Genomic DNA, 26,209 nt, shown 5'->3' on the forward strand with positions numbered 1-26,209 from the left:
GCCGGTGCCACCGGCGCCACCGATTCCGCCGGTACCGATCAGGCCGGCCGCCCCGCCCGCGCCACCCGCCTGTCCGGCAGCCCCGGACCCGCCGTTGCCGCCGTTGCCGAACAAAATCCCGCCGGCCCCGCCGGCGGCTCCGCTGCCCGGTGCTCCACTGACGCCGTCCCCGATCAGCGGGCGCTGAAACAGTGTTTGGGTGGGCGAGTTGATTGCACCCAGGATGTTCTGTCCGATCGACTGTAACGGCGCCGCGTTAGTCGCTTCTGCCAGCGCATACGCTGCGTCGGCCGTCCGCAGCGAAGCCACCAGCTGGTGGTGGAACTGCGTTGCCTGCGCGCTCAGCGCCTGATACTCGCTGCCAAACCCGCCGAACAACTCCGCGATCGCGAGAGACACCTCGTCTGCGGCTGCGGTCGCGATCCGAGTCGTCACGCCCGCGGCTGCTACGTTGGCCGCCCGCACCGCTGAGGCGATTCCGTTCAGATCGGCGGAGGCGGTGCCAAGGACTTCGGGCGCGAGGAAGACGAACGATGACAATTGGGGGCTCCAATACACGGCTGACCCCGGCAGGATCCTCGGGGTGATTGACCCGCAACGATATCGGGCCGCATTAGCAGCGCCGCCCCAATTTCTGCATGCTGATTCTATGGATCCTCATAAATTGCACCCTGATTTTATTGACGGTAACCGCGGTGAAACACGCTGTTAGAGAAGCATGTTGACCTTGCCGACCAAGACGCGCGATTGTCGCGGCAGATATGGTCGTAGGCCTTCTTCGATAAATGGGTTTTTACTCGGTGAATTGCTGGGCGGCCGGGTATTAGCGAGCTTTATTTCTTTCGATGAATTTTTGTCCGGGATCGGGGCTCCGGGGCGCGCCGTCGGGCCGGTGCGCGGATCGCCCGGGCGTCAGGGTCGGCCGATGGGTCCGGTCAATGACCGGCGAGCCCGAAGGGGGTTCAGGCGTTCCCCATTTCGCTGTGCGCGTAGAAGCACCGGGGCACCCTTGAGTGCTAGCACTCTCATGTATAGAGTGCTAGGTGGCATTCGGACGACCCCTGTGTCGGCACCCGCGACGACGGCGCGAGGGACCCGGACGATTGCCGAATCACCTGGTAATTCGGACGGTGCGGGGCAGCCCGGACCGACCGCCAACTCCGGTCAGGGCATACGCTCCGGACCCGATTCAACTAGTGGAGGGCTCCAATCGTGGCGAAGGTCAACATCAAGCCACTCGAGGACAAGATTCTCGTACAGGCCAACGAGGCCGAGACCACGACCGCATCCGGTCTGGTCATTCCCGACACCGCCAAGGAGAAGCCCCAGGAGGGCACCGTCGTCGCAGTCGGCCCCGGCCGTTGGGACGAGGATGGCGAAAAGCGGATCCCGCTCGACGTCGCTGAGGGTGACACCGTCATCTACAGCAAGTACGGCGGCACCGAGATCAAGTACGGCGGCGAGGAATACCTGATCCTGTCGGCACGCGACGTGCTGGCTGTCGTTTCCAAGTAACACTGGTCGTTTCCAAGTAACGCAACGTGTTCCGCCCCGGCGATCCCCGCACGCAAGCGCGGGTGATTTCCGGGGCGGCATGCGTTAGGCAGTTTGGCGAAGGAGCCTCATGAGCAAAATTATTGAGTACGACGCGACCGCGCGTCGCGCGATGGAAGCGGGCGTGAACAAGCTCGCGGACGCGGTCAAGGTGACGCTCGGACCCGGTGGCCGCCACGTGGTGCTGGCCAAGGCGTTCGGCGGACCGCAGGTGACCAACGACGGTGTCACCGTCGCACGCGAGATCGACCTGGAAGACCCCTTCGAGAATCTCGGTGCGCAGCTGGTGAAGTCGGTCGCCACCAAGACCAACGACGTCGCCGGTGACGGCACCACCACCGCGACCGTGCTGGCCCAGGCCCTGGTCAAGGGCGGGCTGCGGCTCGTCGCCGCCGGTGTCAACCCGATCGCCCTGGGTTCGGGCATCAGCAAGGCCGCCGACGCGGTATCCGAGGCGCTGCTGGCCGCGGCCACCCCGGTGTCGGGCAAAGAGGCCATCGCCCAGGTGGCGACGGTCTCCTCGCGTGACGAGCGGCTGGGCGACCTGGTCGGCGAGGCGATGAGCAAGGTCGGCCACGACGGCGTGGTCAGCGTGGAGGAGTCCTCGACGCTGGACACCCAGCTGGAGTTCACCGAAGGCGTGGGCTTCGACAAGGGCTTCCTGTCGGCCTACTTCGTCACCGACTTCGACGCCCAGCAGGCGGTGCTCGAAGACCCGCTGATCCTGCTCCACCAGGACAAGATCAGCTCGCTGCCCGACCTGCTGCCGTTGCTGGAGAAGGTCGCCGAATCGGGCAAGCCACTGCTGATCATCGCCGAGGACGTCGAGGGTGAGGCGCTGGCGACGCTGGTCGTCAACTCCATCCGCAAGACGCTCAAGGCCGTCGCGGTCAAGGCGCCGTTCTTCGGCGACCGCCGCAAGGCATTCCTGCAGGACCTGGCCATCGTGACCGGCGGCGAGGTGGTCAATCCCGACACCGGACTGCTGCTGCGCGAGGTGGGTCTCGAGGTGCTGGGGTCGGCCCGCCGTGTCGTGGTCAGCAAGGACGACACGATCATCGTCGACGGTGCCGGCTCCAAGGACGCGGTGCAAAACCGGGTCAAGCAGCTGCGCGGCGAGATCGAAGCCAGCGACTCCGACTGGGACCGGGAGAAGCTGCAGGAGCGGGTTGCCAAGCTGGCCGGCGGAGTGGCCGTCATCCAGGTCGGCGCCGCCACCGAGACCGCGCTCAAGGAGCGCAAGGAAAGTGTCGAGGACGCCGTCGCGGCGGCCAAGGCCGCGGTCGAGGAGGGCATCGTCCCCGGTGGTGGCTCGGCGCTGATTCAGGCACGGCACGTGCTGGAGTCGCTGCGCAATGAACTCAGCGGCGACGAGAAGCTCGGAGTCGACGTGTTCTCCGAGGCGCTGGCCGCTCCGCTTTACTGGATCGCCACCAACGCCGGTATGGATGGCGCGGTCGCGGTCAACAAGGTCAGCGAACTGCCCACCGGGCAGGGCCTCAACGCCGCCACCCGGACCTACGAGGACCTGGGTGCCGCCGGCATCGTCGACCCGGTGAAGGTGACCCGTTCGGCCGTGCTGAACGCCTCGTCGGTGGCGCGGATGGTGCTCAGCACCGAGACCGCCGTCGTCGAGAAGCCGGCCGAGGACGAAGACGACCACGGCCACGGTCATCACCACCACTGAGCAGTTCGACGAAACACCCCCGGCCCTGTTGGTCCGGGGGTGTTTTCGTCGCGGCAACTGTGCTCGCTTTCGCGAGACATAAACCACGCACACATTTCCCGGCGTGTCGTGTGCGTGGAGTCAGTGTCGCGCCCGGCTGTCGTGACCACAGCCGCGGAAGGCCCGGCTGACGCTTAGATCACTGCGACGTCGGCTGAATGGATACCAGTCGGAACCAGCTGGGGTACTCGTCGTCGGGTGTGAACCGCACGACCAGGACGTTCGGCGGGAACTGGGCGGCCAGGTCATTGAGAGTCCGGGGCAGGAACGCCCTGGACTTGGCGTCGCCGTACCAGTTGGGATTGTTCGGGTCGTAGGGTCCGACACTGTCGATCGCGGAATCCCAGCGCTGGATCGGGCCCGGGGGCGCAGCCCCGAATCCGGTCGACTTCAGGTACGCGTCGGCTTGTCCCGAGAGGGTGATCGCGGTCCCGCCGCCGACCGGCTTCCCGGTGATCGTTCCGTCGGTGACATTGGCCGTCACCGATGCCAACCGCACGGTACAGACGTTGTCGGCCACCGCCGGTGGCGTGCAGAAACCGGGTAGCGGTGCGCCGTGGGCTTCGGCGGTGTTCAGCACGGCCGGAACCGACAGGACAGATAGGGCGGCGGCGACGGTGGCTGCTGCACGACTGCGAGTCGACATCCCTGCACTGTATATAGGCTGCGGGCATGCAGTCATTGCCGCAGGCGCGCGAGGCGGCGGGTGCGCGATCGGCATCACTGTCACAGGGAGTCACCGCCTACCACGTCGACGGTGCCGACGGTCCATGGGTCGTGCTGGTGCACGGCCTGGTCACCCCGAGCTATGCCTGGGAGCCGCTCGCGGAAGTCATTGCGGCTCAGGGGTTTCGCGTCCTGCGCTTTGACCAGTACGGTCGGGGGCTCTCCGACCGGCCACCGATCAGGTATGACCTCGACGTGTATGTGCGGCAACTGCGTGAGTTGGTGGACACGCTGGGGATCGACAGCATGCATCTCGTCGGCTGGTCGATGGGTGCTCTCGTCGTGACTCGTTTCGCAGCCGAATCTGCCGACCGGGCCGCAAGCATCGCGCTGATTTCGCCCGGTCTTTATGCGGCAGGGTCACTGAAAATCCTCGCCCAGCGGTTGTTGCGCCTGCCCGGCGGCCAGAAGCTCATCGCCTCCCGCATCGGCGACGTAGTAGACCAGCTGGAAAACCAGCACCTGAGTCGTCCGGAACGATTCCCCGATTACAACCGACGCGCACGAGAACAGCTCCGGTTTCCGGGCATGGCAGAGTCTTTCGCATCGACCGTCGCACACTTCCCTGCCCGCGCCGGCGACCAGTGGGCCGCTGTCGGACGCCATCGACGTCCGGTGCTCGTGGTGTGGGGCACCGAGGACAATGTCACCCCCTACGCAAACAGGGAGCGCGTCTTGCAGTTGTATCCCCGCGCGGAGTTGCTGACGGTCCAAGGTGCTAAGCATGCTCCACATCTCGACCATGCTGAGGTCGTCCATCCGGCGATTCTGCGGCTGCTGGCGGCGGGAGAGCAGGAAAACCAGATCGGTTGAGGCGCCCGATGAATTTTCTTGTCGGGACGTGTCATATCCAGCGTGCCGTCTTCGTAGACATCATGACGGGCAGCCAGACCGGGCCGCCCGCGGAGTTCAAGGAGCATGTGATGCCGCAGTACTTCCTCGCCGTCAACCACGACGCCGCCGACACCGCCGCCATGGCGGAGATGACCATCGAACAGATGCAGCCGATCTTCGAGGCCGTCGACACCTTCAACAACAAGTTGCAGGCCGAAGGCGCCTGGGTATTCGCCGGTGGCCTGACCGCACCTGAGTCGGCCACCACCGTCGACAACACCGGCGAGAAGCCGATCATCACCGACGGCCCTTACGCCGAGTCCAAGGAGTACCTCGGCGGTTTCTGGATCATCGAGGCCGCCGACCTCGATGCCGCCCTGGACTGGGCGAAGCAGGGGTCCAAGGCCTGCCAGGGCCGGGTCGAGGTGCGGCCGTTCCAGGAGGGTTAGGCGGACGGGTGAACCCGATCGAGCGGGTGTACCGCGAAGAGTACGGGCGGGTGGTCGCCTCGCTGGTGCGCCGCTTCGGCGACATCGACGTCGCCGAAGAGGCGGCCGGCGAGGCGCTGGTGGTCGCCCTGCAGCGGTGGCCACAGGACGGGGTTCCACCCAACCCGGCCGGCTGGCTGACGCGGACCGCGGCCAACAAGGCCGTCGACCGGCTTCGGCGTGAATCGCTTCGACCTTCAAAACATCTGGCAGCAGACATGATTCGTGATGACACTGCGCACGAGCCGACGGGGCCCGTCGAGGATGACCGGCTGCGGTTGATTTTCACTTGTTGTCATCCGGCGCTCGCACCTGAGTCGCGGGTGGCGCTGACGTTGCGACTCCTCGGCGGGCTCACCGTCGCCGAGATCGCCGCGGCCTTCCTGGTGACCGAGACGACGATGGCGCAGCGGATCAGCCGGGCGAAAAAGAAGATCGCGGACGCGCACATCCCTTATCGCGTACCCGCGACCGACGACCTCGGCGAGCGGGTCGCCGCTGTGCTGGCCGTGATCTATCTGGTCTTCAATGAGGGTTACCTGGCGACCGGGGGATCAGAGGTGCGCGACGACCTGACGGCCGAGGCGATCCGGCTCGCCCGTATCCTCCGCGGGTTACTGCCTGAGGTACCGGAGGTGACGGGCCTGCTGGCGCTGATGCTGCTCATCCAGGCCCGCCGGGCGAGCCGGATCGTCAACGGTGAACTGGTGCCACTGCACGAACAGGACCGCGGTGGATGGGACCCGGCATTGATCGCCGAGGGGCATGCCCTGGTCCGCAACTGCCTGTCTATCAACAGGCCTGGCCGTTACCAACTGCTGGCCGCGATCAACGCGGTGCACACCGATGCACCGACTGCGGCCGATACCGACTGGTCCCAGATCGCGGCGTTGTACCGCCAGCTGCTGGCGTTTGATTCCGGCCCCGTGGTCGAACTCAACTACGCGATCGCCGTCGCCGAGCTCGACGGACCCGCTGTCGCCCTGGCCCGGGTCGACCGACTGCCGCCGGCTGCCATGCAGCGCTATCACCCGTTTCATGTCACCCGCGCCGAGTTGCTCAGGCGCCTCGGACGATCGGATGAGGCCCGCGCCGCCTACGAGGCGGCTCTCGCCCTCGTCGACAACCCGGCCGAACATGCCTACCTGGCACGCCGCCGGGATCAATTAGGTTCCCGCACCCGCTGATTCGGTTCAGAGTCCGACGGCCTGTTCCAGATCTTTGAGGGAGGTCTCCAGATGACCCAGCAGTCGCTGCAGGTGTGGGACCGCACGGCGGCACCCCACCAGGCCGAAGTCGAGGCTGTCGCCACTACCGACCAGAGTGATGTTCAGCGCCTGACCGTTGGCGGCGATGGACATCGGATAGCTGCCTTGCAGGCGGGCGCCATTGGCGTACAACGGGTTCCGTGCGCCCGGCACATTGGAGACGCACACGTTGAACGGCGGCGGTGTGGCCATGCCACCGGTCACGCCGCCCAGTACAACGGGCGACAGCAGCATCATGCCCATGGCGATCGCCTGGGCCCGGGGCAGGCCGGCCAGGACGGCCTTGCTCTTGCGCATGGATGAGTTGATCGTCGCGAGACGCAGTGCCGGATCGTCGACGTGCGTCGCCAGGTTTGCCAGCACGGCGGTGACCGCATTTCCTCCAGGACCTTCGTCGGCGGTGCGCAAGCTGACCGGAACCATTGCCACCAAGGGCTTTTCGGGGAGCGCGTGCTGTTCGCAGAGGTAAGCGCGCAATGCGCCGGCGCACATCGCCAGTACGACGTCGTTCACAGTGACGCCGGCGGCGTTCTTGACATCCTTGATCCGTTGCATCGGCCATGATTGCGCAGCACATCGTCGGGCACCGCCGATCGGAACGTTGAACATGGTGCGCGGCGCCCGGAACGGCAGCGTCAGCTGTTGTTCGAACAGCGCGGACCGGGCCAGTCCCAGCGTCGAGGAGCCAAGGCGCGGAATGGATCTGACTGCTTGAGCCAGCGCCTGCAATCGCGACGGCCCGTCGGCGTGATCCTCAGCGCCGGCCACCGTTGACCAGGGCGCCCGGATGTGTTCGTCGAGTGCGTCCGCGCTCAGTGCGCCCTGGAGCAGGTTGATCGCCGAGACCCCGTCGACGAGGGCGTGATGGATCTTGGTGTAGACGGCGAAGCGTCCGTCGGCCAGCCCCTCGATGACGTGGGTCTCCCACAGCGGCCGGTGCCGGTCGAGCATGGTGGAATGCAGCCGGGACGTCAATTCCAGCAGTTCCCGCACCCGGCCGGGACCGGGCAGTGCCGAGTGGCGCACGTGGTAGTCGAGGTCGATGTCTCCGGCGGAAGACCAGCCGAGGTTCAGTCCCGTCGGCAGGCTTGCCGGGTACCTGCTGAACAGGGGCGCTACGTCATCCCTGGACCGCAGTGACCGGTAGTAGTCGCCGGCGAACTCCGGCCCGGCGCCATCCGGTGTCTGGAACAGCTGCAGTCCGGCGACGTGCATCGGGTGTCCGGGTGACTCGGCAAGCAGCATCATCGATTCGATGGGTGACATCAGGTCCATGGCTTGTCCTCTGGTGCGTAGTTGTGTTCTGAGCGGTGTCGTCCCGCCGATCACCGCAAAAGCTAGGCGCTCAGCATCGGTCAGCGCTCGTCTCCGCGTGCCAAGGTCTAGTCCGGCGGTTGTGACGTGATCACAAATGCCCGCCGCCAAAATGGCCGATCCCGGTGGTTGCGGCGTCGCGACGGAGTATGTTCAGCCGCCATGAAACCCAGCTGGGAATCCTTTCGTGAGCCCGGCGCCGAGCGGCTCTGGGAGACGTTTCTGCGCCCTCTCGCCATCGAATTACGATCGTGTGCAACCGAATTCGCTGAACAGGCGGTGGCCCGCGTACAACACGAGATGCCGCTGCTGTTTCCGGACCCGCAGTCGGTGAAGGAAAACGTCGTCAGCACCGCGGCCAGCCTGCGCAATGTTGCCGACCTCCTCGACATCGGTGGCGACCCTCGCGAGGCCGAGTTGTCTGCGCCGACCCGGGCCGTTGCGCGTGCCGGGGTGAATCGTCAGATCCCGCTGGCCAGCCTGATGCGTTTCTATCGCGTGACCCACGAGCTGCTATGGCAGTGGATGTGGGACCGCATCACGTCCACCGGGGTGGATCAGGCGCAGCAGGCCGCGACGTTGCGACTGGCCACCAGCTGGATGTTCGGTTATGTCGATGCCGCCCAGAACCGCGCGGAGGAAGCCTACGAATCCGAACGGGAAGTCTGGCTGCGCAACGCGGCGGCCGCTCGGACCGGGGCCATCGAGGAGATCCTGACGCAGCGCGAACGTGACCCGCAGCGGGCCTCGAAAAGCTTGCGCTACGACGTCAACCGCCATCACGTCGGGGCGGTGGCATGGCTGGAAACGTTGGACGAGGACGTCGACGCGCAGTCGGTCTTGAGTGAGGCGCTGACCACGGTTTCACACGGGGTCGGTGGTGAAACCACCCTGATCCACCCGGCCGGCTCGCTGGTGGCATTCGGTTGGTTCAGTCGTCAAAGTGTTTTCAGCACAACTGATCTCGATGCGCCCGCGCTGAAGCTTGCGGCCGGCGTACGGGTCGGCATCGGTGAGCCGGGCTTCGGCCTGAAAGCTTTCCGCTGTAGTCATCTGGAAGCCTCGAATGCGCGCCGGGTCGCGGCGTTGCTCGTGTCCTCCGGCGGCACGGTGACCCGCTATCGCGATGTTGCGGTTGCCGCGCTGGCCAGTTGCAACGCCGAACTCGCTGAAGCGTTCGTTCACCGGGTGCTGGGCCCGCTGGCGGCCGACGACGAGGCGACGTTCCGGGTCGCCACGACCTTATCCGTTTACCTGCAGGAGAATCGGAGCCGGACCCGGACCGCGCGGCGACTCACCGTGCATCCCAACACCGTCAGCTACCGCGTCGATCAGGCGCAGACGATCCTCGGTCGCAGCATCGACACCGACAGCATCGACCTCGCGGTGGCACTGGCACTGCTGCCCACGTTGCCGGGTCTGACCCGGCAGTTGTGATCTCAGTACAAGCGGGGTGGCCAAGTCTGGTATCGGGCGCCAAGTAAATCGCGGGATTCCTCCCTACCGTCTCAGGCAGTTGGTCAACCGGCCATCAACCTGAAGAAGGAGACCCCGATGCAGACGATGCAAGAACTCGACGTCAACTACATGAGCGGCGCCGACAATCCCTGGATTCCGTTCACCCCGCTCAGCGACCAGGTCTTTCTGAAGTACTGGAAGGTCGATCCGGTCCGGGCCGAGATCGTCGTCTCGATGAAGTTCCCGGCCGGCCTGGAGCTGCCCCCGCACTACCACACGGGCATCGTGGTTGGGCACACCGTCAGCGGCGCGTGGCGCTACCAGGAGAACAACTGGGTCTCGCGCGCCGGTGACACCGTCTACGAGGTCGCCGGTTCCCGGCACACCCCGGAGAGCGTGGAGGACACCGAGGTGTTCTTCTTCATCGTCGGCGAGTTGCTGTTCATTGACGAGAACAACACCATCTTGTGGCAGGAAAACCACAAGACATCGGTTGAGCGCTACACGAATTACTGCGCCAGTCAGGGCATTCCGGCTCGCGACCTGACGAGTTGGGACGCGTAGCCGGCATTCGGCCCCAGGTTGAGAACCGTTCAAGATACGCGGTAAATGGTGCAAAACTGTCCACCGTCCGCATCGGCGGACTTAACCTGGGGACCGTGGTCTGGCAACGCCCGTCGCCGCGGGTGCGGGAACTGATCCGGCAGGGCGCCCGGATCGTCCTGGATGCACCCGCGGAGTGGCTCGAGGAATTCGATCGGGCGACGATGGCGGCCAACCCGTCGGTGGCCGAGGACCCTGTCCTCGCCGAAGCGGCCCGTCGCAGCGTCCGGTCCAGCCTGATGCACTGGGCCGCAGCGAATGTGAGCGATCCCGGTGCTCCGGTGCCGGCCAACCTCGGTGCGGAGCCGCTGAGCATCGCTCGTGACATGGTGCGCCGCGGCCTGGAGCCGTTCACCTATCGGCCCGCGCAGAGCGTCGGCTGGCAGATCTGGATGGACACCGTCTTCCGGCTCACGTCCGACGCCGAGGAGTTGCGCGAGTTGTTCGAGGTGTCGTTTCGGTCCATCAGCGAATTCCTCGACGCCACGTCCGACGGCATTGCCGACCGGATTCGGCAGGAGCGGGAGGAATTGCTGCGCGGCACCCACGCCGAACGCCGCGAAGTCACCGCCCTCATCCTCGATGGCGCCCCGATCAGCCGCTCGCGCGCCGAAAGCAGGCTGGGTTACGCCATGAACCGCAGTCACACGGGCGCTGTCATCTGGTGCGACGAACCCGACGGTGACCTCGGCCGGCTCGACCAACTCGCCGACGCGCTCGGCCGTGCCGCCGGGTTCGCGCGTCCACTCACCGTGACCGCTGCCGCGGCCAGCCGCTGGGTGTGGATTCCCGACGCGACCGTGGACATCGAGCGCGTTCAGCGGGCGGTGGAAGCTGTCCCGGGAACGCGAATCGCCATCGGCACCGCTGCTGTCGGGATCGACGGCTTCCGGCGCACCCACCTCGAAGCGCTCACCGCGCAGCGCATGGTGGCCGGGTTGCGTTCGGCGCAGCGGGTGGCGTTCTTCGCCGAGGTGCAGTTGATCGCGCTGATCAGCCAAAACCCGCAAGCTGCAGACGATTTCATCAAGAACGTGTTGGGCGATTTCGAGTCGGCCAGCCCGGAGTTGCAACACACGGTACTGACCTTCATCAACGAACAGTGCAGCATCGGACGTACCACCAAACGCCTTTACGCGCACCGCAATACGCTGCTGCGCCGGCTCGACCGGGCCCAACAGCTGCTTCCGCGACCCCTCGAGCACAGCAGCGTGCACGTGGCCGTCGCGCTCGAGGCCCTGCAGTGGCGCGGCAGGCCGACCAGCTAACCGCGTCCCATCCCGCCCATGTGGCCACTGGCCATGCTGGGTCCGCCGAATCCACCCGGTCCGCCGATGCCACCGATCTGGCCGGGTGAGCCGATGCCGCCCGGGGTTCCGGGAGCTCCGGACTGGGGTCCGAACGGGCCGTACAGTTGGCCGGGTGCCGGAGGTCCGCCCGGTCCACCTGGCCCACCCAATCCGCCAGGTCCGTAGAGTCCGCCCGGCGTGCCGGGTGCCGGGGGCAGGGCGGGTGCAGAAGGTGTGGCGGGGCTCTCGACGCACTGCTCCAGTACGGCGTTCCAGACCGTGTCAATAGGGCAGGGCTCGTCCGCGTGGCTGATTGCCGGCAGCCCGATTCCGATCGCGGGCATCAACTCGAGCCCGAGCGCGACCGCGGCGGCTGCGGCGCCGTTCCGGAGCAGGTTCCTCATCGTCAGACCTCTTTCTGTGGAGTGGGGTAGCTCCATAGTCGAGGCCGAGGCAACCCTTCCCAAGGGCGTATTTGCCCATATATGCGGACAAAGTGGTGCAGAAGTGTGCAGCTCTGAGCTCAGCCGCCGGGCGCAGTGGTCACCGTCTTGGGTGCCGTCGACGTCGTGGTCGGCGTGCTGCTGACCGTCACGGTGCTGGTGCTGGTGCTCGTGCTGGTAACCGGTGGCGGTACGGCGACCGTGGTGGTGACCGTGCTGACGCTCGTCGTCGTCGTGGACGAGGTGGTCGACGACGTCGTCGTGGCGGACGCCGCTGCGATGACGCCGCACGCCACCCGCTTGCCGGTCTCTTCCGCCGAACTCTCGCCGAAGCTGCCCGGGTCTGCGGAGATGACCAGCGAGGTGCCGGAACTGTTTCTCAGGTCGGCGGCGGTGAACCCGCTGGTCGTGGTGACCAGTTTGGCCGAGCCGTCGGGCCGCACCTGCAAGGCGGTCAACTGGCCGCTGGCGGGATAACCGGTGTGGCCGGACGCCTGGTACACGCTGCCGGCGGACTCGAAGGCGGCCGGCTCGCAGCTGCCCACCGCGTGGACCGCAAGGCCGTGAAAACCAGGCGTCAAGACCGAATTCGGGCCGGCCTCCACCGTCACCGTCGCAAAACCGTTCGCGAAATCGAAGGTAGCCGTGGCGATTTGGCTGCCGTCGGTGCCCTTGAGCTGAGTGGTCATCTTCTCCGCGCCACTCTGCCCGCCGGACGTGGACGAGGTGCCACTCTGGCCGCCCTGCTGCGTCGAGCAGGCGGCTAACGGTGCAATGGTCGTGGCCAGTGCCGCGACAGCGAAGGTTACGCCCTTGTTCATGACGCGTACCTACCCCGATTCATCCAGGTCAAAACGCTCCGGATGCGGGGTGCGGCGCGGCATGTGTCAATGGGAGGGCGCATTACCGCGGATAGCCGAAAAAGGAGCATCCCGTGTCCGAAAAGACGCCCGACGACATCTTCAAACTCGCCAAGGACGAGAACATCGAATATGTCGATGTCCGATTCTGTGACCTGCCAGGCACCATGCAGCACTTCACAATTCCGATGTACGCCTTCGACGAGAACGTGTTCGAGGAGGGCCTGGCCTTTGACGGATCCTCGATTCGCGGATTCCAGTCGATTCACGAGTCCGACATGCTGTTGCTTCCGGATCCGGAGACCGCGACCATCGATCCGTTCCGCAAGGCCCCCACGCTGAACGTGAATTTCCACGTGCACGACCCGTTCACGCTGGAGCCCTACTCCCGCGATCCCCGTAACGTCGCCCGCAAGGCCGAGAATTACCTGATTTCTTCGGGTATCGCCGACACCGCCTATTTCGGACCCGAGGCCGAGTTCTACATTTTCGATTCGGTGAGCTTCGATTCGCGCACCGACGGCGCGTTCTACAAGGTGGACGCGACGTCGGGTTGGTGGAACACCGGGGCCGCGACGGAGGTCGACGGCAGCCCGAATCTCGGCTACAAGGTCCGTCCCAAGGGTGGGTACTTCCCGGTCGCTCCGACCGACCACTACGTAGACCTCCGCGACGAGATGCTCAGCCATCTGACCAACGCCGGCTTCGCCCTGGAGAAGGGCCACCACGAGGTGGGCAGCGGCGGCCAGGCCGAGATCAACTACCGGTTCAACACGCTGCTGCACGCGGCCGACGACCATCAGATGTACAAGTACATCGTCAAGCAAACCGCTTGGCAGGCAGGCAAAACCGTGACGTTCATGCCCAAGCCGTTGTTTGGCGACAACGGCTCCGGCATGCACTGCCACCAGTCGTTGTGGAAGGACGGCGTTCCGCTGATGTACGAGGAGGACGGTTACGCCGGGTTGTCTGACATCGCCCGCCACTACATCGGCGGGTTGCTGTATCACGCCCCTTCGCTGCTGGCCTTCACCAACCCCACCATCAACTCCTACAAGCGACTGGTGCCCGGCTACGAGGCGCCCATCAACCTGGTCTACAGCCAGCGCAATCGCTCTGCGTGCGTGCGCATCCCGATCACCGGCAACAACCCGAAGGCCAAACGGCTGGAGTTCCGCTGTCCGGACGCGTCGGGCAACCCGTACCTGTCGTTCGCCGCCATGCTGATGGCCGGCCTGGACGGCATCAGGAACAAGATCGAGCCGCCCCCGCCGATCGACAAGGACCTCTACGACCTGCCTCCCGAGGAGGCCGCGGACATCGCGCAGGCCCCCACGTCGTTAGCCGCGGTGATCGACCGACTGGAGGAAGACAGCGAATACCTCACCGAGGGAGGCGTTTTCACCCCCGACCTGATCGAGACGTGGATCAACTACAAGCGCGACTATGAACTGGCGCCGTTCAACCTGCGGCCCACGGCTTTCGAGTTCGCGCTGTATTACGACGTCTAGACTTCGACGTCCTGTGCCCACCGTGGTGGGCGGACGTCCGGCCTGCGCGCGGAGGCCAACGTCGTCGTCCGCTCGCCGTTGATGGCGGTCAGCGGGGGCGGCTGGCCCTTGCGCAGCGTCGCGATCAGCTCCCGGTAAGGGCCGATGAGGTAGACGGTGTCGCCGGCCTTGAGACGGGCATCGCGCCGTGGGCGCAGCCGTATCGGACCCTCCGGGCGGATGATCGCGATGACGCGGGTCTGGGTGGACAGCTCCAGCATCAGCAGTCCGTCCAACTCGCTGCCGGCCGCCACCAGCATCGCGCCGACCATGAAGGAGCGCTGACCGACCCAGAACGTGCCCAGCACCTGCAGGCCCATCGCCGCCCCGATAAACCACGGAGCCGCCAGGTCGACGATCGACCGCACATTCTCGAAGCCGAATCGCCGGTTGATCGCGGTGCCCAGCGCGCGCCCCTGCACACGCATCACGATCGGCACCTTGGTGTCGGAACCCAGGATCTCGAGCAGCACGATCCCGGTCTCGATGTTCTCCATGTCGTCCTTGGTCACCACTGCCACTCCGCGGGCGTGATCGACCCGCGCGGACTCCAGCGTCTGGCGCATCGTCGAATCACCGAAGATCACCGGCACGTCCAGCTCGGCCACCGTCTGCAGGAACGGGTTGTTCTCGTTCTGCTCCACCACCAGGACGTCGTAACCCGCGGCGGTCAGATCGGTGACCACACGGACGCCGATCGAACCGAGTCCGATTACAACGACGTGGCCGCGCATGTGCCGGGCCCGCAGCCGTCCGGTGGTGTTGACGAAACGCCGCGACAGCAGCAGGTCCGCGAGGAACGCGGTGAGGACCGCGGTGATGATCACGCCGCCGAACATCAGGCCGACGGCGAACAGTCGCAGGAAGGGGGATTGGTAGGCGAAGCTGAAATCGCCGTAGCCCACGGTCGTGATGGTCTCCGAGGCGAAGTAGAGGGCGTCGAGCCAGGAAAGTTCCGGGTTGTGATGACCGAGGCGCACCACGACCGTCGAGCCGAGCGTCAGCAGCAGGGTGAACACCAGCGATGGGTACACCATCGGGTTGAGGTCGTCGAGCATGGCGCGCACCGCATCGATCGCGCGGCGCATCCGGGAGTGGCGTGAGCGCGTCGCGTCCGCCGGCGGCGCGGTGATGCCGCGGGCCTCCAACTCGTCTTTGACGCCGATCATCGAGGTCCAGTCGCCGGTGTAGACCTGCTGATCCCGCCCCGGGCATGGCACCACCTCGCCGGGCACGGGCGAGTTCTTGCCGTGCACCACCGCCACCGGTGCCAGGTCGGCGTATATTTCGCGCAGCGTTCCGTCATGCGGCGCCTCGGATCCCCAGACCACGAAATCGATACCGGCGGCGGCGAATTGGTGGGTGTTGCGGGACAGAACCGCCTCGACGATGGAGGGTGTCGCAAGGTCTGCGAGGTCCAGGATGGCGCCAGGGCCGTTGACGCCGGCCACCCCTCTGCGCAGCACCTCGTTGGCCAACCGCGCCACCACACGCACATTCGGGCTGAATTCCCGTGCCAGCAATGCGATTTCGAGGTTCACCGCATCATTGGGCCCGGCGCAGACGACGGCGCGGGCGCGATGCACGCCTGCGGCCCGCAGATCGGCGGCGGTGTTGATCTTGATGATCCGCGCGCCGGCGCCCCTGAGTTCCTCGGCGATCGTCTTCGACAGCGGGTCGTCACCGCTGACGATGATCTCACGATGAAACTGAAAAACCTCACCCATGCCCATTCCTATGCAGTCCCTATGACTATCGGTCACGGGATCAATAAGTGCCACCGGAAGCGGACGTCCTGTTTCGCGAATAGCTCTGGCGCGCAAGCACTGTCGCGAAAGTGCAACGAGATCGACTTGAGCCGGTCACGCACCCGCAACGTTCGCGGAGACAATGCCCCGGGCCCCAGCGAATCCGGTGAGTCCGGGATTTAATCGCGGCCCGCCGTGGTTACACCACAACATGACCATTCGACTCGGATTGCAGATTCCCAACTTCTCCTACGGCACCCCGGTCGCCGAACTCTTTCCCGCCGTGAAAGCCCAGGCCCAGGAGGCCGAGAGCGCCGGCTTCGACACCGTGCTGCTGATGGATCACTTCTACCAATTGCCCGGACTGGGCGAGCCCGACGAACCCATGCTGGAGGCCTACACCGCGCTGGGTGCCCTGGCCACCGCCACCGAGCGCGTCCAGTTGTCGACGCTGGTGACCGGCAACACCTACCGCAATCCCACGTTGCTCGCCAAAGAGGTCACGACGCTGGACGTGGTGAGCGCCGGCCGCGCCATCCTGGGCATCGGGGCCGGCTGGTTCGAGCTGGAACACCGGCAGCTGGGCTTCGACTTCGACACGTTCACCGAGCGGTTCGAGAAGCTCGAAGAGGCCTTGCAGATCATCCTCCCCATGTTCCACGGTGAACGGCCCAGCTTCTCGGGTAAGTGGTACCGCACCGAGAACGCGGTCAACGAGCCCCGCTACCGCGACCACATCCCGGTCATGCTCGGGGGCAGCGGCGAGAAGAAGACGTTCCGGCTGGCCGCCCGGTACGCCGACCACCTCAACATCATCGCCGACATCGACGACCTGCCGGCCAAGCTGGATGTGTTGCGCCGGCGCTGCGCCGAAATCGACCGCGACCCGGCCACATTGGAGACCAGCTGTCTGTTGACGGTGGTGCTCGACGGCTACGGCGCGTCGAGCGACATCGGCGAGGCGCGTGGTGGGCGGGCCGTCACCGGGACGGTCGAGCAGGTAGCCGACGAGATCAAGCGCCGGGTGCTCGACGCCGGCATCGACGGTGTGATCGTCAATCTGCCGACCCACCGGTACACCCCCGGGGTCATCACGGCGGTGGGCGAGGCGCTCGGGCAGCTGGTTGACGCCGGCTGATTCGTGCGGAAGTAGCTGGATCAGGGGCACCGACAGAACACAGGCCCGGGGTACTCCACCCGGGCCTGCGTCGTCTCGAGTAATCAGGCCGAGCGGCGGATTCCGCGGTTGCGTCCGAGCGAGCCCTTGAGCAGCATGTCGCGCTCGGACTCTGAAAGGCCACCCCACACCCCGTACGGCTCGCCGACGTCCAACGCGTGGGTCCGGCACTCCTCGATCACCGGGCAACGCCGGCACATCTCCTTGGCCCGCTGTTCGCGCTGCATCCGCGCACGGCCACGCTCTCCGTCGGGATGGAAGAACATCGACGAGTCGACACCGCGGCACAACCCCTGCAACTGCCAGTTCCAGATGTCGGCGTTGGGTCCAGGTAGCTGTTCCGGCTGTGGCATTGCTGATTCCCTCTCTGCACGGCACACCTGAGTGGGCAGGCTCGCGAACGAGGCGAGTTGTGCAACTGAATGGCAGTGGCGTCACCGATGACTACACCGAACACGGTAGACGCTAGGTGGGCTATCGAAATTCAGTCAATAGGCGCACGGTGTGGCGAAATACGTGCCTGTTGTTTGAGAATTAACTCCGCGTTCATCTGTGACGCTATTGCCGAAGGCTAGATGTGCTAACCGGATCGCCATGCTCTGCCAAACTCCCAGTTCAGAGGGGTGATGTGAGCTACCTGTAATTGGCGTCAAAGCCACTGTGGGTAATATTTCGGTAACACACAGCGCACAAACTTTTTACCAACTGCGCGCAGATATCACGATGATTGAAACCCGCCTCCGGGTGCGAGTTCGTGAGGAGTCCCACGACCGGTCCGGGCGCATCCGCCGACCGGCCCGACGGCTCGGCCGGTCGCGGTCGCCGCCCGACCCGGCTCCGCGTTGCGTGCCGGAGTCGCAGTTTGCTGTCACCTTCACCCGCGCCGTCTCGTTGGCGTGAGAATTCGAATAAGTTTTTTGGTGGCGTGCCGCCGCCGCCACTGCGCGGGAAGCGGGGAATTCTCGCGGTGTCGATGGCGTCGACAATTGCGGTGAGTTGATTCAGTCGAATCCCTGTACAAAATCGAAGCTGGGAAACCGGCTGTGCAACCACGGGCACGGCGGCCACCGGAGACACTGCGTCAGGCCGGGTTTGACACTGATCGGGACGGCGCGCCCAGTTGTTCGAGGGATGTGGGCATCGATCCGATCGCACCGAAATCACGGCGGCTGAGCGTTGTCGAATGCGCCAATTTCAATTTCAGTCCTCGGCGCAGCTCAGGAGATTCACCCGTAGCGTGCAGTAATCTTTCGGCAAGATTTGTCGAAGCATCGGCCGGCGGGGGCGAAACGATCACTGTGAGCGAGGCTGCGGACGTTGCTGCTCTCGACAAGGCATTCGAAGATGCCGCGTTCGGAGGTCGCTCGGCGGACTGGCCGTTGGCGACGGCGACGGCACCGCGTCAGCTGTGGCTACGAGCCGTCGCCGCCGGGGGACAGGGCCGCTACGCCAGCGCCTACGCCGACCTGGCCACGCTGCGCCGGCGGGTCGGCGCCGGACCGCTGGCATCGCTGGCGCACAGCACCCACGGATCCTTTCTGCGCCAGCTGGGTTGGCACACTCTGGCGCGCGGCTGGGACGGGCGGGCTTTCGCGCTGGCGGGCGACGACCCGGAGGCCCGGGCCGACGCGCTGGTCGGACTGGCCGCCGACGCGCTCGGCGTCGGTCGTTTTGCTGCGGCGGCGACGCTGCTGACCCGCGCGGACGCCGCGCTGGACGGGGCCCCGTTGGCGGCGCCGACGGCGGACCGGCTCGCGGTGCGCCGGGGCTGGGTCGGCGCCGAGCTGGCGATGGCCTCCGGCGACGGCTCGACCGCGGTGCGCCGCGCGGAAGAGGCGGTCGAAAAGGCGCGCGACATGGCCGGCGGATCGGCGCGGCACCGCGTCAAGAGCGATGTGGTGCTGGCCGCCGCCCTGTGCAGCGCAGGGGCCGTCGAGCGGGCCCGGGCCGTCGCGCAAGCGGCATTCGAGACCGCCGCGCCGTTGCGGCTCATCCCGCTGCGCTGGGCCCTCGCTTGCTTGCTGATTGATACCGGAAGCGTCACGGTTAAAGCACAGGGGCTGCCCGAACTCGTTCAAATCCGGGATATTTGCGCAGGTGAGGTACAACGCGCCGGTGGGACCTGGCGCACCGCCTGAGATCCTGTCCGCCCGTTATTGTCGCTCAGCGAGTTAGCCCGGGATGAGTCCCGTCCGTGACTTTGGAGAAACCACCGTCGATGACAATGCAGGGAGAACGTCTCGACGCTGTGGTCGTGGAGGCCGCCGCAGGGGACCGGAACGCGCTTCGGGAGGTGCTGGAGACCATCCGTCCGATCGTCGTCCGATACTGCCGAGCGCGAGTCGGCACCGTCGAACGGGGCGGACTGTCCGCAGATGACGTGGCCCAGGAGGTGTGCTTGGCGACCATAACGGCGTTGCCGCGCTACCGGGACCGTGGGCGCCCTTTCCTGGCCTTTCTGTACGGCATCGCGGCACACAAAGTGGCGGACGCCCATCGTGCCGCCGGCCGCGACCTGGCTTACCCGGCCGAAGAGGTGCCGGAGCGCCGGTCATCGGACGCGGGGCCGGAGCAGCGGGCCATCGAGGCCGACTCGGTGACCCGGATGAACGAATTGCTTGAGATCTTGCCGGCCAAACAACGCGAGATCCTGATCCTGCGCGTGGTGGTGGGTCTGAGCGCCGAGGAGACCGCTGCGGCTGTGGGCAGCACGACGGGCGCGGTTCGGGTGGCCCAGCACCGCGCACTTCAACGGTTGAGAGACGAGATCGTCGCGGCAGGTGAATATGCGTAGTTCTGATTTCGGTAATGATCGGCCGGCCCTGGACGAGGTGGCCCGCACCGACCTGCTGCTCGACGCGCTGGCAGCACGCACCGAGGGCGCGTTCGGCGATCCCATCGGGTTCGAAGACGAGGCGCTGACGGCGCTGCTGGGCGAGTGGCGCGACGACCTGCGCTGGCCGCCGGCGAGTGCGCTGGTGTCGCAGGACGAAGCCGAGGATGCGCTGCGCGAGGGGATGATGGACAACAACCGCGGCCGGCGCGGCCTGGCCGCGGTCGGCTCGGTGGCCGCGACCCTGCTGATGCTCAGCGGCTTCGGTGCGGTGGTGGGCGACGCCCGGCCGGGCGACCTGTTGTACGGCCTGCACGCCATGATGTTCAACGAACCGAGGGTCAGCGACGACCAGATCATGTTGTCCGCGAAGGCGGATCTGGCCAAGGTGGAGCAGATGATCGCGCAGGGCAAATGGGACCAGGCGCAGACCCAGCTGGCCGAGGTCAGCAGCACGCTGCAGGCCGTCAACGACGGTGGCCGCCGGCAGGGCCTGCTCGACGAGGTGAACCAGCTCAACACCAAGGTGGAAAAGCGCGATCCCAATGCCATGACGCGGCCCGCCTCGCCACCCACCACCGAGCTGGCGGTCCCCAGTGCCCCGGCGAACTCGCGGACTCCGCAACCGCTGGCGCCCGCCACCGAACCTTCACCTCCGGTGGCGGTCGAAGCGTCGACGTCCCCGGAGACACCCGAACCGGTCGATTCCACCACCCCGACACCGACTCCCACGACCACGCCACCGGCGTCCACCACCACGGCGACCAGCACGTCCCCGACTCCGTCGACCACCAGGCCCAAGGCGTCCACCACCACGCCGACCACGAAACCCGGAACCACCACGCCGACCACCACGGCCAAGCCCAAGTCGAGTACGTCGGTGTCGCCCAACTCACCGGCCGCGGGACCGGGTTCGCGGGCGCCGTCGACATCGTCGGGGCAATTGTGGGACACGACATCCGGGCCGGCTACGCCGCGAACATCGTTCCCGACCAGCACCCGGCCTTAAATCAGGCCCTTAAATCAGAGATCGCGCCTCAGAGGTGGCGACGGAACCCGTCCGCGTCTGACGTCGCTTCGTTCAGCGAGGCGTCGGCATACCCGCGGCAGTAGTCCCACGTGACGTAGGCGTCCGGCTCGGGGTCGTAGGCCGGCTCGTGCGGACGTACGGTGCCGTCGATGAGCAGCTGCAGCAGGTTCGCCCGCAGCATGTCCCAGTCGTGGTAGTGATCCTGCTGGCACTCGTCACAACAGACCACCAGGCCGCGGATCCCGCGGTGTGCCAGCAACGCCTCGTAGACCGCCAGGTCGGCCAGGTCCGCTTCGACGGCCATCCGTTCCTGCTGATCCAGCGGCTGCCCGGGCTCGACGGCCTCCAGAGCCGCCGACGGGTCCATGGGGTCGTCGGCGAAGGGATCGGGCGGCAAACCCGGCGGGAGGTGGTCACGCACCCCCATAGCCTACGCAGCCCGGCAGCGATAACGCCAGAAATTGCCGGGGCGCGCCCCGCTCCACCGCGATGACACCGTGGCGCGTATGCGCCACTACCGCGATGACACCGTGGCGCGTATGCGCCACTACCGCGATGACACCGTGGCGCGGCTGCGCCACTACCGCGATGACACCGTGGCGCGGCTGCGCCACAACCCAGAGGACACGGCGAAGTCGCGAGTCGGGCTGTCCCCGGAAGCCGATAGGATGATCTTTCTTACCCCAGCCTGCATTTGGAGGGCCCCGCCGATGTCCCGTGGCATGTCCGGCCTCGAAGACAGCTCCGACCTGGTCGGCAGCCCGTACGTGCGCGTGGGCGGCCTGTCCGAGGACCCGGTGCCCACCGGAGGCGACGACCCGCACAAGATCGCGATGCTGGGCCTGACCTTCGACGACGTGCTGCTGCTGCCCGCTGCCTCCGACGTGGTACCGGCCACCGCGGACACCTCCAGTCAGCTCACCAAGCGGGTACGCCTGAAGGTGCCGCTGGTCAGTTCGGCGATGGACACGGTCACCGAGTCCCGGATGGCGATCGCGATGGCCCGTGCCGGTGGCATGGGCGTGCTGCACCGCAACCTGCCGGTCGCCGAGCAGGCCGGTCAGGTGGAGATGGTGAAGCGCTCGGAGGCCGGCATGGTCACCGATCCGGTCACCTGCCGCCCGGACAACACGCTGGCCCAGGTCGACGCGCTGTGTGCGCGGTTCCGGATCTCCGGTCTTCCCGTCGTCGACGACGACGGTGCGCTGGTCGGCATCATCACCAACCGCGACATGCGGTTCGAGGTTGACCAGAACCGGCAGGTCGCCGAGGTGATGACCAAGTCGCCGCTGATCACCGCCCAGGAGGGCGTCAGCGCATCGGCGGCGCTGGGCCTGTTGCGCCGCAACAAGATCGAGAAGCTGCCCATCGTGGACGGCCACGGCCGGCTGACCGGGCTGATCACCGTCAAGGACTTCGTCAAGACCGAGCAGCACCCGCTGGCCACCAAGGACAGCGACGGCCGGCTGCTGGTGGGGGCGGCCGTCGGCGTCGGCGGCGATGCGTGGGTGCGCGCGATGATGCTGGTCGACGCCGGGGTGGACGTGCTGGTGGTCGACACCGCCCACGCGCACAACCGCCTGGTGCTGGACATGGTCAACAAGCTCAAGCTCGAGGTCGGCGACCGGGTCGACGTGGTCGGCGGCAACGTGGCAACCCGCTCGGCGGCCGCCGCCCTGGTCGACGCCGGAGCCGACGCGGTGAAGGTGGGCGTCGGGCCCGGTTCGATCTGCACCACCCGGGTGGTCGCCGGTGTCGGAGCACCGCAGATCACGGCGATCCTGGAAGCAGTGGCGGTCTGTCGTCCTCATGGCGTGCCGGTGATCGCCGACGGCGGGTTGCAGTACTCCGGTGACATCGCCAAGGCGCTGGCCGCGGGCGCGTCGGCCGCCATGCTCGGCTCGCTGCTGGCCGGCACCGCCGAAGCGCCCGGTGAGCTGATCTTCGTCAACGGCAAGCAGTACAAGAGCTACCGGGGCATGGGGTCGCTGGGCGCCATGCAAGGTAGAGGGGGAGCCAAGTCCTACTCCAAGGACCGCTACTTCGCCGATGACGCGCTCTCCGAGGACAAGCTGGTGCCCGAGGGCATCGAAGGCCGGGTGCCGTTCCGCGGCCCGCTCGGTTCGGTGATCCACCAACTGACCGGCGGTCTGCGAGCCGCGATGGGGTACACCGGTTCGCCCACGATCGAGGTGCTGCAGCAGGCGCAGTTCGTCCGGATCACCCCCGCTGGTCTCAAGGAAAGCCACCCCCACGACGTCGCGATGACCGTCGAAGCACCGAACTACTACGCGCGCTGACGGTGACCATGGTTGAGATCGGCATGGGCCGCAGCGCCCGTCGTACCTATGAACTCAGCGAGATCAACATCGTGCCGTCGCGGCGCACCCGCTCGTCGCAGGATGTGTCGACGGCGTGGCAGCTGGACGCCTACCGGTTCGAGATCCCGCTGCTGGCCCACCCGACCGACGCCCTGGTGTCCCCGGAGTTCGCCATCGAGTTCGGCCGGCTGGGCGGGCTGGCGGTGCTCAACGGGGAAGGGCTGATCGGCCGGCACGCCGATGTGCAGGGCAAGATCACCCAGCTGATCGAAGCCGCGACCAAGGAGCCCGAACCCTCGGCGGCCATCCGGCTGCTGCAGGAGTTGCACGCGGCCCCCCTGAACCCTGACCTGCTCGGCGCGGCGGTGGCCCGCATCCGCGAGGCGGGCGTCACCACCGCGGTACGGCTCAGCCCGCAGAACGCTCAGGCGCTCACCCCGGTGCTGCTGCAGGCGGGCGTGGACCTGCTGGTCATTCAGGGCACCATCGTCTCGGCCGAGCGGGTCGCCAGCAACGGCGAGCCGCTGAACCTCAAGACCTTCATCTCCGAGCTGGACATCCCCGTCGTCGCCGGCGGCGTGCAGGACCACCGCACCGCGCTGCACCTGATGCGCACCGGCGCGGCCGGCGTCATCGTCGGCTACGGCTCCACCAGAGGGGTGACCACCACCGACGAGGTGCTGGGCATCAGTGTGGCGATGGCCACGGCGATCGCCGACGCCGCCGCCGCCCGGCGCGAATACCTCGACGAAACCGGCGGCCGCTACGTGCACGTGCTGGCCGACGGCGACATCCACACCTCCGGTGAGCTGGCCAAGGCCATCGCGTGCGGGGCCGACGCGGTGATGCTGGGCACGCCGCTGGCCGAATCGGCCGAGGCACTGGGCGAGGGCTGGTTCTGGCCGTCGGCCGCCGCGCACCCGTCGTTGCCCCGCGGAGCACTGCTGCAGATCGCCGTCGGCGAGCGCCCGCCGCTGCAGCGGGTTCTCAATGGCCCGTCCGATGACCCGTTCGGCACCCTGAACCTGGTCGGCGGTCTGCGCCGGGCGATGGCCAAGGCCGGGTACTGCGACCTCAAAGAGTTCCAGAAGGTCGGTCTGACGGTCGCCAGCTGAGGGGCCCGGTTCTGTCGCGAGCAGACATGAAATCGCACGGTATAGCGCCAAAACACGCGATTTTGCGTCTGCTCGGCAGACTGCTTGACGTGCCCGATGTAAAGCGGGTCATACTGCTCCGATGAAACCGGACTTTGACGTCTTGATTATCGGTTCAGGCTTCGGCGGCAGTGTCAGCGCGCTGCGCCTGACGGAAAAGGGCTACCGGGTCGGGGTGCTCGAAGCCGGCCGTCGGTACGAAGACAAAGACTTCGCCAAAACCTCGTGGGATCTGCGGAAGTTTCTCTGGGCGCCGAAGCTGGGTTGCTATGGGATCCAGCGCATCCACCCGCTCAAGAACGTCATGATCCTGGCCGGGGCCGGTGTGGGCGGCGGTTCGCTGAACTACGCGAACACGCTCTACATCCCGCCGGACCCGTTCTTCAACGACCAGCAGTGGAAACACATCACCGACTGGCGCGACGAACTGATGCCGCACTACCAGCAGGCGCAGCGCATGCTCGGCGTGGTCTACAACCCGACGTTCACCGATGCCGACCGCATCTTCAAAGAGGTCGCGGACGAGATGGGCTGCGGTGACACCTGGGTGCCCACTCCGGTCGGGGTGTTCTTCGGTCCCGACGGCACCCAGACGCCGGGGAAGACGGTGCCCGACCCGTACTTCGGCGGCGCGGGACCGGCGCGCACCGGCTGCATGGAATGCGGCTGCTGCATGACGGGTTGCCGGCACGGCGCCAAGAACACACTGCTCAAGAACTACCTGGCCCTGGCGGAATCCGCTGGCGCACAGGTCATTCCAATGACCACGGTCAAGGGGTTCGAGCAGCGGGGCGACGGGTTGTGGGAGGTCAAGACGGTCCGTACCGGCAGTTGGGTGCGCCGTGACCGCCGCACCTACACGGCCTCACACCTGATCCTGGCCGCCGGCACCTGGGGGACCCAGCACCTGCTGTTCAACATGCGCGACAAAGGCAAGCTGCCGCGGTTGTCCGAGCGACTCGGGGTCTTGACCCGGACCAACTCCGAATCCATCGTCGGCGCGGCGACGTTGAAGGTCGATCCCAAGCTGGACCTGACCCATGGCGTGGCGATCACGTCGTCGATCCACCCCACCAGCGACACCCACGTCGAGCCGGTCCGCTACGGCAAGGGATCCAACGCGATGGGCCTGCTGCAGACGCTGATGACCGACGGCTCCGGACCGCAGGGCACCGATGTGCCGCGCTGGCGCCAGCTGCTGGACCAGGCCCGGGCCAATCCGCGGCTGATGCTGCGGATGCTCTACCCCAGGCAATGGAGCGAGCGGACCACGATCGCGCTGGTGATGCAGCATCTGGACAACTCGATCACCACGTTCACCAAGCGAGGCAAGCTCGGCGTCCGCTGGTTCTCCAGCAAGCAGGGCCACGGCGAGCCGAACCCCAGCTGGATCCCGGTGGGCAACGAGGTGACGCGGCGCATCGCGGAGAAGATCGACGGCGTGGCCGGCGGCACCTGGGGTGAGCTGTTCAACATCCCGCTGACCGCCCACTTCCTGGGCGGCGCGGCGATCGGCGACAGCCCGTCCAACGGGGTCATCGACCCCTACCACCGCGTCTACGGCTACCCGTCGCTGTTCGTCGTCGATGGCGCGGCCATCTCGGCCAACCTGGGCGTGAACCCGTCGCTGTCCATCGCGGCCCAGGCCGAGCGGGCGGCGTCGCTCTGGCCCAACAATGGCCAGAACGACCAGCGGCCGCTGCAGGGAGACGCATACCGGAGGCTGGACCCGATCGAACCAGAGCACCCGGTGGTGCCCGCCGACGCGCCGGGAGCGCTGCGGTGGCTGCCCATCGACCCGGTCAGCAAGACCAAGACCGGCTGACCGGGTCG

Annotated in this window: 24 protein-coding genes; 16 read left to right on the forward strand and 8 right to left on the reverse strand. The window is 66.6% G+C overall.

The genetic code is table 11. The features are described from left to right. A partial coding sequence (locus AO501_RS19020) for a PE family protein (RefSeq protein ID WP_156452677.1) occupies nucleotides 1–540 on the reverse strand: 540 nt, incomplete at its 3' end. Between the two features lie 672 nt (nucleotides 541–1,212). Here AO501_RS19020 and groES point away from each other — a divergent pair. Together groES and groL are read left to right on the forward strand one after the other, a co-directional pair. Continuing rightward, complete coding sequence (gene groES, locus AO501_RS19025; protein WP_011739140.1) at nucleotides 1,213–1,515, forward strand: co-chaperone GroES; 303 nt, start codon at nucleotides 1,213–1,215, stop codon at nucleotides 1,513–1,515. A gap of 109 nt (nucleotides 1,516–1,624) precedes the next feature. Then, nucleotides 1,625–3,241 (forward strand): chaperonin GroEL, encoded by a 1,617-nt coding sequence (groL, locus tag AO501_RS19030; protein WP_055579189.1) that lies wholly within the window; start codon nucleotides 1,625–1,627, stop codon nucleotides 3,239–3,241. Between the two features lie 178 nt (nucleotides 3,242–3,419). Here groL and AO501_RS19035 read toward each other — a convergent pair whose 3' ends face one another. Beyond that, nucleotides 3,420–3,926: a hypothetical protein gene (locus AO501_RS19035; protein ID WP_055579190.1), complete on the reverse strand. Its 507-nt coding sequence runs from the start codon at nucleotides 3,924–3,926 to the stop codon at nucleotides 3,420–3,422. A 35-nt stretch (nucleotides 3,927–3,961) separates the two neighbouring features. Here AO501_RS19035 and AO501_RS19040 point away from each other — a divergent pair, with 35 nt between their 5' ends. From AO501_RS19040 to AO501_RS19050, 3 genes are all read left to right on the forward strand, one after another. Then, nucleotides 3,962–4,819: an alpha/beta fold hydrolase gene (locus AO501_RS19040; RefSeq protein WP_197419895.1), complete on the forward strand. Its 858-nt coding sequence runs from the start codon at nucleotides 3,962–3,964 to the stop codon at nucleotides 4,817–4,819. 110 nt (nucleotides 4,820–4,929) lie between these two features. Continuing rightward, nucleotides 4,930–5,289, forward strand: coding sequence for a YciI family protein (locus AO501_RS19045; protein WP_055579225.1), 360 nt, complete (start codon nucleotides 4,930–4,932; stop codon nucleotides 5,287–5,289). A gap of 8 nt (nucleotides 5,290–5,297) precedes the next feature. Further along, nucleotides 5,298–6,515 carry an RNA polymerase sigma factor gene (locus AO501_RS19050; protein WP_055579192.1) on the forward strand — a complete coding sequence of 406 codons (1,218 nt, stop codon included), beginning with the start codon at nucleotides 5,298–5,300 and terminating at the stop codon, nucleotides 6,513–6,515. 6 nt (nucleotides 6,516–6,521) lie between these two features. Here the strand turns inward: AO501_RS19050 and AO501_RS19055 are convergent, their stop codons facing one another. Then, nucleotides 6,522–7,871: a WS/DGAT/MGAT family O-acyltransferase gene (locus AO501_RS19055; RefSeq protein ID WP_055579193.1), complete on the reverse strand. Its 1,350-nt coding sequence runs from the start codon at nucleotides 7,869–7,871 to the stop codon at nucleotides 6,522–6,524. A gap of 201 nt (nucleotides 7,872–8,072) precedes the next feature. Between AO501_RS19055 and AO501_RS19060 the strand changes: the two genes are divergently transcribed. The 3 genes from AO501_RS19060 to AO501_RS19070 all read left to right on the forward strand — a co-directional run bounded on the left by AO501_RS19060 (nucleotide 8,073) and on the right by AO501_RS19070 (nucleotide 11,239). Then, on the forward strand, nucleotides 8,073–9,347 hold the full coding sequence (locus tag AO501_RS19060; protein WP_055579194.1) for a PucR family transcriptional regulator: 1,275 nt from the start codon (nucleotides 8,073–8,075) through the stop codon (nucleotides 9,345–9,347). 117 nt (nucleotides 9,348–9,464) lie between these two features. Beyond that, nucleotides 9,465–9,932, forward strand: a complete 468-nt coding sequence (locus tag AO501_RS19065) for a 2,4'-dihydroxyacetophenone dioxygenase family protein (RefSeq protein WP_055579195.1) — start codon at nucleotides 9,465–9,467, stop codon at nucleotides 9,930–9,932. A gap of 95 nt (nucleotides 9,933–10,027) precedes the next feature. Then, entirely contained in the window at nucleotides 10,028–11,239 is a 1,212-nt protein-coding gene (locus tag AO501_RS19070; RefSeq protein WP_055579196.1) for a PucR family transcriptional regulator, read from the forward strand. Here AO501_RS19070 and AO501_RS40270 read toward each other — a convergent pair. Beyond that, nucleotides 11,236–11,664: a hypothetical protein gene (locus AO501_RS40270; RefSeq protein ID WP_055579197.1), complete on the reverse strand. Its 429-nt coding sequence runs from the start codon at nucleotides 11,662–11,664 to the stop codon at nucleotides 11,236–11,238. The genes AO501_RS19070 and AO501_RS40270 overlap by 4 nt on opposite strands. 119 nt (nucleotides 11,665–11,783) lie before the next feature. After that, on the reverse strand, nucleotides 11,784–12,524 hold the full coding sequence (locus AO501_RS19080) for a superoxide dismutase family protein (protein WP_055579198.1): 741 nt from the start codon (nucleotides 12,522–12,524) through the stop codon (nucleotides 11,784–11,786). 113 nt (nucleotides 12,525–12,637) lie between these two features. Here AO501_RS19080 and glnA point away from each other — a divergent pair, with 113 nt between their 5' ends. Next, nucleotides 12,638–14,074, forward strand: a complete 1,437-nt coding sequence (glnA, locus tag AO501_RS19085; RefSeq protein ID WP_055579199.1) for a type I glutamate--ammonia ligase — start codon at nucleotides 12,638–12,640, stop codon at nucleotides 14,072–14,074. Here glnA and AO501_RS19090 read toward each other — a convergent pair. Next, nucleotides 14,071–15,840: an NAD-binding protein gene (locus AO501_RS19090; protein ID WP_082658725.1), complete on the reverse strand. Its 1,770-nt coding sequence runs from the start codon at nucleotides 15,838–15,840 to the stop codon at nucleotides 14,071–14,073. The two genes, glnA and AO501_RS19090, sit on opposite strands and share 4 nt — an antisense overlap. 232 nt (nucleotides 15,841–16,072) lie before the next feature. On the opposite strand from AO501_RS19090, the gene AO501_RS19095 reads away from it, so the two are divergent. Further along, a complete protein-coding gene (locus AO501_RS19095; protein WP_055579200.1) occupies nucleotides 16,073–16,999 on the forward strand; it encodes an LLM class F420-dependent oxidoreductase in 927 nt (308 codons plus the stop codon). A gap of 83 nt (nucleotides 17,000–17,082) precedes the next feature. On the opposite strand, the gene AO501_RS19100 is transcribed toward AO501_RS19095, so the two are convergent. Further along, nucleotides 17,083–17,391 carry a WhiB family transcriptional regulator gene (locus AO501_RS19100; RefSeq protein ID WP_055579201.1) on the reverse strand — a complete coding sequence of 103 codons (309 nt, stop codon included), beginning with the start codon at nucleotides 17,389–17,391 and terminating at the stop codon, nucleotides 17,083–17,085. Nucleotides 17,392–18,336: 945 nt separating this feature from the next. Here AO501_RS19100 and AO501_RS19105 point away from each other — a divergent pair. The 3 genes from AO501_RS19105 to AO501_RS19115 all read left to right on the forward strand — a co-directional run bounded on the left by AO501_RS19105 (nucleotide 18,337) and on the right by AO501_RS19115 (nucleotide 20,880). Continuing rightward, nucleotides 18,337–19,176 carry a hypothetical protein gene (locus tag AO501_RS19105; RefSeq protein ID WP_055579202.1) on the forward strand — a complete coding sequence of 280 codons (840 nt, stop codon included), beginning with the start codon at nucleotides 18,337–18,339 and terminating at the stop codon, nucleotides 19,174–19,176. A gap of 80 nt (nucleotides 19,177–19,256) precedes the next feature. Next, nucleotides 19,257–19,832 carry an ECF RNA polymerase sigma factor SigD gene (gene sigD / locus AO501_RS19110; RefSeq protein WP_055579203.1) on the forward strand — a complete coding sequence of 192 codons (576 nt, stop codon included), beginning with the start codon at nucleotides 19,257–19,259 and terminating at the stop codon, nucleotides 19,830–19,832. Further along, nucleotides 19,825–20,880 (forward strand): anti-sigma-D factor RsdA, encoded by a 1,056-nt coding sequence (locus AO501_RS19115; protein ID WP_055579204.1) that lies wholly within the window; start codon nucleotides 19,825–19,827, stop codon nucleotides 20,878–20,880. The genes sigD and AO501_RS19115 overlap by 8 nt, the downstream gene beginning before the upstream one ends. 28 nt (nucleotides 20,881–20,908) lie before the next feature. Here the strand turns inward: AO501_RS19115 and AO501_RS19120 are convergent, their stop codons facing one another. After that, complete coding sequence (locus tag AO501_RS19120; RefSeq protein WP_055579226.1) at nucleotides 20,909–21,322, reverse strand: DUF5319 domain-containing protein; 414 nt, start codon at nucleotides 21,320–21,322, stop codon at nucleotides 20,909–20,911. Nucleotides 21,323–21,611: 289 nt separating this feature from the next. On the opposite strand from AO501_RS19120, the gene guaB reads away from it, so the two are divergent. From guaB to AO501_RS19135, 3 genes are all read left to right on the forward strand, one after another. Further along, nucleotides 21,612–23,201: an IMP dehydrogenase gene (gene guaB, locus AO501_RS19125; RefSeq protein WP_055579227.1), complete on the forward strand. Its 1,590-nt coding sequence runs from the start codon at nucleotides 21,612–21,614 to the stop codon at nucleotides 23,199–23,201. 8 nt (nucleotides 23,202–23,209) lie between these two features. After that, nucleotides 23,210–24,337, forward strand: coding sequence for a GuaB3 family IMP dehydrogenase-related protein (locus AO501_RS19130; RefSeq protein WP_055579228.1), 1,128 nt, complete (start codon nucleotides 23,210–23,212; stop codon nucleotides 24,335–24,337). Nucleotides 24,338–24,458: 121 nt separating this feature from the next. Continuing rightward, the gene (locus tag AO501_RS19135) at nucleotides 24,459–26,201 is read left to right on the forward strand and encodes a GMC oxidoreductase (RefSeq protein WP_055579205.1); all 1,743 of its coding nucleotides are present in this window, start codon (nucleotides 24,459–24,461) and stop codon (nucleotides 26,199–26,201) included. Nucleotides 26,202–26,209 lie beyond the last annotated feature (8 nt).

Source organism: Mycobacterium gordonae (assembly GCF_001417955.2).
GTDB lineage: Bacteria > Actinomycetota > Actinomycetes > Mycobacteriales > Mycobacteriaceae > Mycobacterium > Mycobacterium gordonae_B.